4 protein-coding genes are annotated in these 9,538 nt (G+C 63.4%); 1 reads left to right on the plus strand and 3 read right to left on the minus strand.

The genetic code is table 11. The features are described 5' to 3' along the window. Positions 1-17 precede the first annotated feature (17 nt). The 3 genes from M5C98_RS04145 to M5C98_RS04155 all read right to left on the minus strand — a co-directional run bounded on the left by M5C98_RS04145 (position 18) and on the right by M5C98_RS04155 (position 6,359). A complete protein-coding gene (locus M5C98_RS04145) occupies positions 18-482 on the minus strand; it encodes a hypothetical protein (protein WP_272551155.1) in 465 nt (154 codons plus the stop codon). A gap of 74 nt (positions 483-556) precedes the next feature. Further along, on the minus strand, positions 557-5,008 hold the full coding sequence (locus M5C98_RS04150; RefSeq protein ID WP_272551156.1) for a LysM peptidoglycan-binding domain-containing protein: 4,452 nt from the start codon (positions 5,006-5,008) through the stop codon (positions 557-559). 160 nt (positions 5,009-5,168) lie between these two features. Beyond that, entirely contained in the window at positions 5,169-6,359 is a 1,191-nt protein-coding gene (locus M5C98_RS04155; protein ID WP_272551157.1) for an amylo-alpha-1,6-glucosidase, read from the minus strand. Positions 6,360-6,480: 121 nt separating this feature from the next. Here M5C98_RS04155 and M5C98_RS04160 point away from each other — a divergent pair, with 121 nt between their 5' ends. After that, positions 6,481-9,177 carry an excinuclease ABC subunit UvrA gene (locus M5C98_RS04160; RefSeq protein WP_272551158.1) on the plus strand — a complete coding sequence of 899 codons (2,697 nt, stop codon included), beginning with the start codon at positions 6,481-6,483 and terminating at the stop codon, positions 9,175-9,177. The last annotated feature ends 361 nt before the right edge of the window (positions 9,178-9,538 follow it).

A 9,538-nucleotide genomic window follows, 5' to 3' on the forward strand; every position in this document is an offset into this window, starting at 1 on the left:
CAGGTCCGCGCGCAGCGTCAGATTTCGCACTGCTTGAACACGACAGGTTCGATGGGCGATCCCGGCCAGATCTGTACCAGATAGTGGTCTTCGCCCTCCAGTCCATCTGGCGATAGCGAACCCAAGCCGGAGACCGATAGCCTGACTCTGAAAGTGCCCGGACGCAGGTCGAATCGAGGGGCGTCGGGAAAATAGTCGGTACAGCCTGCCACTACAAGTGGCCCCGTCTTCATCACCAGGGAACCTTCGACGACGTGGTCGAAGCTGCTGGGATCGCACAGGGGCTCTGAATCAAGCATTTCAAGGGTCACCGGCACATTCATGTTGCGTGCAGTCCCGATGCCAACCACCCCTGCAGATACGGCCAACATGCGATGCGTTGCGACTTCATCCCAAGCGTTCGACAGGCTTCCTTCGGATGCCTCATCTTGGAGATAGAACTGGAAATAATCAGCGAAAACTTCGAGGCGATGTGCCTTCATGATGCGAGTGCTTTCAGATCAGGTTCCAGATCATCGCGGTCGCGACCCTGGACTCAAGAGTTCAGTTCGATCATTCACGCAAGCGGAGAAATGATCCGCTGCAGTTCCACCACCGGCTGCCGGGGTGGCCCGTCAACACTGGAGAACAGGTGGATCGCAAAGCTCAAGAAAGCGCCGGCGGTCGTGGGCTGCGTGCCATCTGTCCAGGCTTCGATTGCGCTGATGATGCTCTGCACTGTGCTGGCCTCATTGAACTCTAAGGGCGCAAGGAGCATCACCGGAACATGGATATCGATGGCTGAAGGCGATGGCCCCAACGAATGGCCATAGTCGATGCCAACCATGATTTCGCGACCCACCGCATCGTTGTCCAACAAGGTGCTGAACAGCGGTGCGAGCGGATTGGTCGCCACATCATGGGTCCAGATGCCGATGGGGAATGGAGTGTCGATGCTGATCAGAGGCACCAACGGGGCGGGGAATTTCAGTTGCGGGGTGCGGTAGATGAATGCCGGGCAGGTCTGTGGTCCATTGGGTCCCAGCAGCTGCGCGTTGCGCACCATGGTCACTGCTGCATTCGCATTCTGGTATCGCGCGATGTGCAGGTTGGAGATGGACCATCGATATGACAGCGGTGTGGCCGCCGCTACTTGGGGCGCATCTTCACCAAAAGGAAAGCTGTATTCCCGCGTCTGGCCCACCGCTTCGGCCCCGGTCAACGGGATGTGCATGCCGTCTTCGAGGATGATGGTGATCTCGGGCCATGCTGCGGTTCCATCGGCATTCAGCCGCTGGAGCGTCAGGCTGCTATAGAGCGGTGGTTCGATGTTGTTCCAACTGGATGCGGTGGTTCTCAGTGTCGCCAGGTACTGGTAACGCTCCCGCGGCACGCCCTGGACGACAGGGGCCGCGGCCGCAGCAGAACGCGTGTCGCTTTCGGGTTCGGCTGACTGGTGCAGCGCCCGGTTTTCAGCCGTGCCGTGACTCGGTGCAGAGGCTTGCATGTCGCGGCGGGCCCACCCCTCAGCCCAAAGCGCGGCCACACGCTCAGCCAGGTCGGCATAGGTGCTCAGTGCGGTAACCAGGGCGGCATCTTGCGCCGAAACGCTGGGCGCTTGCAGCCGGTCCAGGATCTGCCAGAGGGTCTCATGCACGGCTGAGTACTGCGCCAAGGCCTTGAACAACGCGTCACTGTCTTCCCCGCCGCTGCGGGTGGAAACGGACGGGGGGGCGTTGAATTCAATCTCGACGAGGGCCTGGTCCTGAACGGCGCTGTCGTGGGCATAGGTGAACACGTAGGACCAGTGCAGAGCATCCGTCAGCGTGGCTGGATCGGCAGGCCATTGAGCTTGTTGCGCGATCAAGGTGGGCGGGCTGGGGTAGGTGCGCAGCGGCACCGGTATGACCGGCGTGCCGAGCTGTGCGCTGAAAGCGGCGGGCGGGAAGGGGTCGAAGCTCCGCAAGAAGCTCAGCCGCTTTGACGTGCAGGGGTCAGTCCTGGCCGGGGTGATATCGATCTCGATTTCATTGATCGCATAGGCCGGTTGCAGCGCCACTGCGGCATGGCAGGAGGGTCGGGCGACGTCGAGCGGAAACGAGACAGTCCCCGCGGAGGTGTTGCGCAGGGCCGCCATGGCACTTCCCAACTGCAAAAGGTTCCCCTCGTCCGTATCGTCGTTGAAGGCTTGGCGGGCATTTCCAGCCTGCGGTGCGCCCAGGCGTCCGGCGCCCCACAGCCGTGCCTCGGCTGCCGTGGCGGGTGAATCGACGGTGGCATTGAACTGCAGGATGGCAGCGGTGCCGTAGCCGCTCAGCAATGTGTCCAGCAGACGCAGGTGCATTGCTTCTCGCGCGGCTTCCCATGCATCCGTCCCGATGGCGCCACCGCTTTGTTCGTGGAGCATCAAGATGGGTGACAGCCCGCTGGTCACGGCGCGGGCCAGCGCCTTCTTTGCAGCCAGCAACCGTGCGAGCGCGCTGGGTGCCACCAGTTCAGCGGGCACGGCACAGCGGTCGGTGCACAGTCGATCCAGCCCCGCCAGCCAGGTTCGTGCCCAGACTTCCAGGTCGATGCCGTGGTAATCATTGAAAGTGGTGGCGCCCCAGCCGCCAGTGGCAGGGTCGATGGACCGGAGCTCGACGCCGCTCGCGCGTTCCAATGTGTTGGACAACGGCCGCAACGCGAAGGTCAGTGGCTGAAGCCCGTCCACACGGGGAACGCTGGTGTGGGGCGATATCTTCACTTGGGTGATGCCACTGGGGGCGTCGAAGGAGATACCCCATACATCGGTGTCTTCGGGGTCCTGTCCGCTCGCCACCTTCAGCCCCGTGATGGTGTTCTCGATGGCTGCCGCGAAGTGGCCCAGCGCGACAGTGTCCTGTTCCTGTCCCCAGGAAATTCCGCTTTCTACCGCAGCGACGAGACTGATGTCCTGCACGGCGGCACCGGGCGCCTGTGCGTTGCCGCGCCGTTCTGGGGCCACCAGCTCTGCGTTGCGTTTCAGCGTGACCCAGGCGCGCAATGGAAAAATGGCTTCCGGTAGTTGCCAGCCGCCATTGCCGAAGGCGGCGCTGAGAACCGTGTCGGCTGGAGGCAACAACAGTGGCGCGCCGGCTGCCAGAAAAGCGATGCCGCGGTTGGCATGCACCAAGTCCTCGACGGTGACGTCGATCTTTGCCAGTGCGAAGCGGCGGAGGATGGCATTGATGCTGTCGGCTGGCGCGGTCACAACGGTGGGCTCGTCAGCCTGTTGCGAGGCCTTGAGCACGAGGCCCGGCACGATCAATTTCGGCGTGGCCGCGTTGGCGCTGAGCAGTGCGGCGGCGGCCAGGCCGTAGGTGGACGTCAGGCCCTCCGGCGTGGTGGCGCTTGCCAACAAGGCAGGGGGACACAGCAGCAGGGCGCCAGTGGCCAGCGCTTCGGTGTCGGTGGCGATGGCCGTTGCAAGATCGACCAGAGTGACAGAGGGGGCGGCGCGCGCCATCAGAGCGTCGAAGCTGTCGCCCGCCCGTGTGGTCAGCGGCTGGCCTGCGACGGTGATCACTTGGCCCGGCGCGAGGGTGGCCGGCATGGAGCGGTTGGCTTCGCACAGCGCCTGTTCGGCCGTTTGCTCCGTGCCGGGCGCCGCGGCTGAAACACACCGTGCAGCAATGGAGGACAGTGTTTGGCCGGCTCGGATACGGTAAGGAAGGCGCAGTGAAAAGAGCTGCTCGGGCAAGGCCGACAATCCCGGCACAGGCAAGTCGCGTATGGCCAGTTCCGGGTTATGGCGCAGCAGATCACCCGGCTCGATGGCCAGTGCGCGTGCCAGTGCGCCCAGCGGCTCGTTGTCCAGATCAGGGGTGAGCGTGGTTTTCAGCAAGACCGCCGAGCCCGCAGGGAGTAGGTCGATCGTGTCGGTGTTGAGGTCGGCCAGAAGGTCCGCAGGGATGCCGGAGGCGTTGTCCGCCAAGGTCCAGCCCGCTTCGATGACGCGTCGGTCTGCCACCAGCGTGATACCGGGGCGGAACATGCCCGGCTCGTCCGCGCTGGACAAGGCGACCGCGACGGCATCGAATGGCGTGCCGGTGTCTGAGAACGCCTGTGCGACGTCGTTCAGACTGGCGTCGGCGCCGGGCTGGCCTTCGGCGGGCACTTCCCACTGCGCACCGCCGGCCTGAAACACGAACCCTGGCGCCAACAACGCGGCTCGAGCGCAGTTGGCCACCACCAGGCTGGTTGGCGTCAGGTGCAGCGCCTCGGCAAGGGCGCTCAGCGGCAGGCCGTCCGTGGGCTGGGGTCGGCTGGCGGGCGGAATGACCAACTCGATGCCAGCATTCAGCGGCAGCGTGATGTTCTCCGGATGGGCAAGCACCGCAGCCCGGTCAACGCCCTCGGCCAACAGCTCTCCCAGGGTGCCGCCAGCCAAAAAAGCGGCATAACGGGGCACCAGCAGCCCCTCAGATGGCAGGTGCACCAGCGTGCCAAGCGGCCGTTCGCGAGCGGCCAGGCCCAATGCCTGCCAGTCCACTCCGTAATGCGGGGACACAGCGGCCAGCGTGGCGGCTACGGCTGGATCGGCCATGGCTGCACCGAGCACCGCTACCGATCGGCTGAAGGCGTGGCAAGCCCAGGCATGAGCGCGCAGGGGCGGCATGGACACCGGCATGTCTATCGGTGTGGCGCTGACCGGCTGGTTCAGCGACGTAGCGATGAACAATTGCATGTCTGGCTGTGCCAACTGCCGCCCGATGGCGTCGAAGCGATTCGCGAATTCGCCGGCCGTGGCTGCGGCTACATCGCCGGCTGCTGTGGCAGCGGGTAGCAGCCCTGCGGGCTGCATGGCGATGCGCACTGCCAGCGTGGCGCCATCCGTTCCAGCACTGGCTGGCAAAAAACGCCAGGCTGTCGTAGTGCCTGGCCAGGAAGCGATGCCGAGCACGGCGTCACTGTAGCCAACTGGCGTTTTTTCATCCTCTGCGGGTGCTTCGCCCGATGGGGCGCTGGCGTAGGGGGGCGGGGCGGAAGAGTTCACTGCAGCGCTCATGGTCGCGCGACCCCTGGCGCTGGCAGGCTGGCCGAGGTGGCCGGTGCAACTGCATGGGGCGCAGTGCTGCTGCGGAATATATCTTGGAAGCCCGGCATCGCCGTGGCCAACAGCATCGTGCGTTGCGGCTCGGCTCCGAGATGCCCGTCCGCATACCCGATCACCAAGCCGTGTCTTGACCCTGCAGCGCGCGCCGCGCCATCAAAAAGGTGGCGGCATTCCAGCTCTGCCCCGCCATGCCGAGAGGCGCCAGTGTTCGGCCATGAAACCACTCGGTAAAGCGCCAATCGTCGAGTTCGTTCGTGCGTGCCAGCTTGACCAGCTCGGCCCAGGCTTCTTCTCTGAGCCCCACTTTTGCAAGCGCCATCACCCAGAACGCGCCGATGAAAGGCCAGATGCCTCCGTTGTGGTACTGGTGAACGAGGTTCTGCCGATGCCGTCCCATGTAGGCGCGCCAAAGGTCGTGCTGCTCCGACAGCGGGTGCAGTACCACGCGCACCGGATACGGGTCGCTGGCCCGCGCAGACCCGATCGCGTTGGTGATGCTGTGCGCCATCGCTTCGTCGGCCAAACCGCATTGGATGGCCAGCAAGTTGCCGAATACATCGCCCTCATCGCCAACGACCGCAAGATTCACGAAGCTCAGGTAGAGGCCCCGATCCCTTCGGCCACGGCGTGCGTAGTGCTGCAGCAGGCGTGCGCGGTGATATTGATGCAGATCGCGCTGGAAGGGGTTGAACAGATGATTGAAGTGGTGGTGCGTCTCGTCTGAATGGCACAGTGCGAAGCGGCGCTTGACGTCAAACCATAGCGCGTTGGTGTAGAGCACATAGCCCGAGCGCGGCATGATGTCTGCCCAGTCGCTGGCCTCGTTCTGCTGCAATAGGCGAAAGTGTTGGTGCTCTTGCGCCAGGAGCCACTCGAGTGCGCGTTCGACGCCATTGTCCCAATGGTCCGCGCCGACCTTGCCGTGCCGCCGCACATGGTCCACCGCGATCAACCACCACAGGGTGGCATCGATGCAGCCCAGATACCAGAAGTCCGCATCATGCCCTTCAGGGTCCACATACTTGGGGATCTGTCCATTGGCGGCCTGCTTCGCGGCCAGCGCGTCCAGGCTGGCTACGGCGCCTTCTTCGAGCGCGGCAACGCCGCTGCCACACATGGCCATCACGCAGATGGCCGCGTCGCGCCCAAATATGCGCGTGTAGCGCCGGGCCTCTGCGGCCGCTGTGCGGCTCGCGGCCAAAATGCCATGCCGCGTGAGGTTGCATTCGAGCAGCGCGAGCGAGGCTTCGGAGCAAGCATCGATCAGCGCGCGCGAAGAGGGATCAAGGGAAGGGTCGGACATGGGCAGCTCAGATGCCAAAGTGAACGAGGTTCGGATTTTTGCCGATCGCAGTGCGTCTTGGGCCATTCCCACTTTTGCAAGGCAGACACCTGGTGAACCGGGCACAACGACAATCCACCCCATGCCAAACACACCGAAGCGGGCGATATGCCACGATGGATTCATTCAAGTGCGCGGAGCACGTGAACACAATCTGAAGAATGTGGATGTCGAGATTCCTCGCAATGCCATCGTGGTGTTCACCGGTGTCTCGGGCTCCGGCAAGTCGTCGCTGGCTTTCGGCACGATCTATGCTGAGGCGCAGCGCCGGTATTTTGAATCGGTCGCGCCCTATGCGCGTCGTTTGATCGACCAAGTGGGCGTGCCTCAGGTCGACTCCATCGAGGGCTTGCCTCCCGCCGTGGCCCTGCAACAGCAGCGAGGAACGCCCACGGCTCGCTCCTCGGTGGGCAGCGTGACCACCATTTCCAGCCTGGTACGCATGCTGTATTCCCGCGCTGGGACCTACCCCTTGCAGCAGACCATGCTCTACGCGGAAGACTTTTCGCCCAACACGCCGCAGGGCGCATGCCGGCACTGCCACGGCTTGGGGCGCATCTATGAGGTAACAGAAGCCTCGATGGTGCCCGACGATTCACTCACCCTTCGCGAGCGCGCGGTGGCGGCTTGGCCGAGTGCATGGCAGGGGCAGAACCTGCGCGACATCCTGACCACCTTGGGGCATGACATCGACGTGCCTTGGCGCGAACTGCCCCGCAAGACGCGGGACTGGATTCTTTTCACCGATGAGCAGCCGACCGTGCCCGTGTATGCGGGCTTTACGATGCAAGAGGTGCGTCGGGCCCGCCGCGCAAAGCAGCAGCCCAGCTACATGGGCACCTTTACCGGTGCTCGCCGCTATGTGATGCAGACCTTCGCCACCAGCCAGAGCGCCATGATGAAGCGCAAGGTAGCCCAATTCATGGTGGGCACTTCCTGCCCCGTCTGTCACGGAAAGCGCCTCAAGCCGGAAGCCCTGTCCGTCACGTTCTGCGGGTTGGACATCGGTGACCTCAACCACCTGCCGCTGGCCGCACTGGCCGATGTGCTTGCCCCGGTAGCCGATGGACTTGCCGCATCCTTTGAGACCCCGGGCCGTTCAGGCGTTGCCTTATCGAAAGCGGCGCGCGTGCGTGCGACTGCGCAGCGCAAGGCGTCTGGAGACTCGGGCCATGCGGGCGCACCCGACATCCGCCGTACGCCCAACCTGTCTGCGGAGAAGCAGCTGGCCGCGCAGCGCATCGCGCAGGAGTTGCTGGCCCGCGTTACGGCGCTGACGGACCTGGGGCTGGGCTATCTTTCTCTCGACCGTGCCACGCCCACTTTGTCGCCCGGCGAATTGCAGCGATTGCGCTTGGCCACGCAACTCGCATCGCAGCTTTTCGGTGTCGTCTATGTGCTCGACGAACCCTCTGCCGGGTTGCATCCCGCCGACAGCGCATCGCTGCTGACCGCGCTGGATCGCCTGAAGGATGCGGGCAACTCCATCTTTGTGGTGGAACACGACATTGCCACCATGCGCCGTGCAGACTGGTTGGTGGATGTGGGGCCTGAAGCCGGCGAGCAGGGTGGGCGCGTGCTCTACAGCGGCCCGCCGCAAGGCTTGGCCGACGTGGTCGAGTCTCAGACTCGCCGCTACCTTTTCGGCGACTTGGCACGCGCACGGCGCCTCCAGCGCACTCCTCAGGCTTGGCTGAGGATGGATGATGTGCACCGGCACAATTTGCGAGGAGTCAATGTTGCCTTCCCCATTGGCCGGCTGACGGCCGTGACGGGTGTTTCAGGCTCGGGCAAGTCGAGCTTGGTCAGCCAGGCATTACTTGAACTGGTCAGTGCCCAGCTTGGGCAATCCATACCTGCGCTGGAGGAAGACCTTATCGCGCAGGGACCGCCCGATGTCACCGCTGTCGATGATGATCCGGGCGCCACGGCCGATCCCGATCAGGCGGCTGCCACGGCCGGCCGGCTAGGCGGTGCCATGGATCAGGTGCGCCGGCTGGTACTGGTGGATCAAAAGCCCATTGGCCGCACACCCCGTTCCAATCTTGCCACTTACACGGGTCTGTTCGATGCGGTACGCAAGCTGTTCGCCGCCACGCCTGCGGCACGCCAAAGGCGTTACGACGCAGGCCGGTTTTCGTTCAATGTGGCGAAAGGTCGCTGCTCGACCTGCGAGGGGGAGGGTTTCGTGAGCGTGGAACTACTCTTTCTGCCGAGTGTTTACGCTCCTTGCCCCACGTGTCATGGAGCGCGTTACAACCCTCAGACACTGGCTGTCACCTGGAACGGACTGACTATCGCCGAAGTGCTTGGGCTCACGGTGGATGCTGCGTGCGAGGCCTTTGCGGCGGAGCCCAGCGTGCTTCGACCTTTGCAGGTATTGCGGGACATTGGCTTGGGTTACTTGCGCCTTGGACAGCCCGCCACGGAACTGTCGGGCGGCGAGGCGCAGCGCATCAAGCTGGCTACCGAATTGCAACGCACGCAGCGCGGCCAAACGCTTTACGTACTGGACGAGTCCACCACCGGATTGCATCCGGCCGATGTGGACCGCCTTTTACGCCAACTGGATGCACTGGTGCAATCCGGCAACACCGTCGTCGTGGTTGAGCACGACATGCATTTCGTAGCTTCCAGCGATTGGGTGATCGACATGGGCCCCGGGGCAGGTGCTCAAGGGGGGCGCGTCGTGGTCAGCGGCACGCCGCAGGAGGTTGCGCGCTGTACGCAATCGCGCACAGCGGCATATCTTTCGACGGTGTTGAATCCAGCGCGGTGAGTCAATGACTAGCGGCGTGACGAGGCGATCGTGCTGCCGGTCGTCTTGCGCGATTGGTACTTTTTCCAAAGATACCCAGCCACCGCCATAAGAATCATTTTTCGCATTGGAGTACTCCGATTGATGAAGGCTGTAGCTTCTGCGGCGCATCGGCCACTTCTTGTAGGAGCCACCGACGAGGCGATGTCATCCTCTGCGAAAGCGGTTACTTGTTCGCGACATGGATGGTGGAGATTCCTCATCCAATGGATCGAATCGCCATGGGCTTCATCGGTTGAGATTCTTGAACATAGGCATATCAACGCTGATGCGCGTATCCAGTAGCCTGTTTCGCTTATCTCTTTGCAAGAGATAGTGTGGA

The organism is Acidovorax sp. NCPPB 3576 (assembly GCF_028473605.1).
Taxonomy (GTDB): domain Bacteria; phylum Pseudomonadota; class Gammaproteobacteria; order Burkholderiales; family Burkholderiaceae_C; genus Paracidovorax.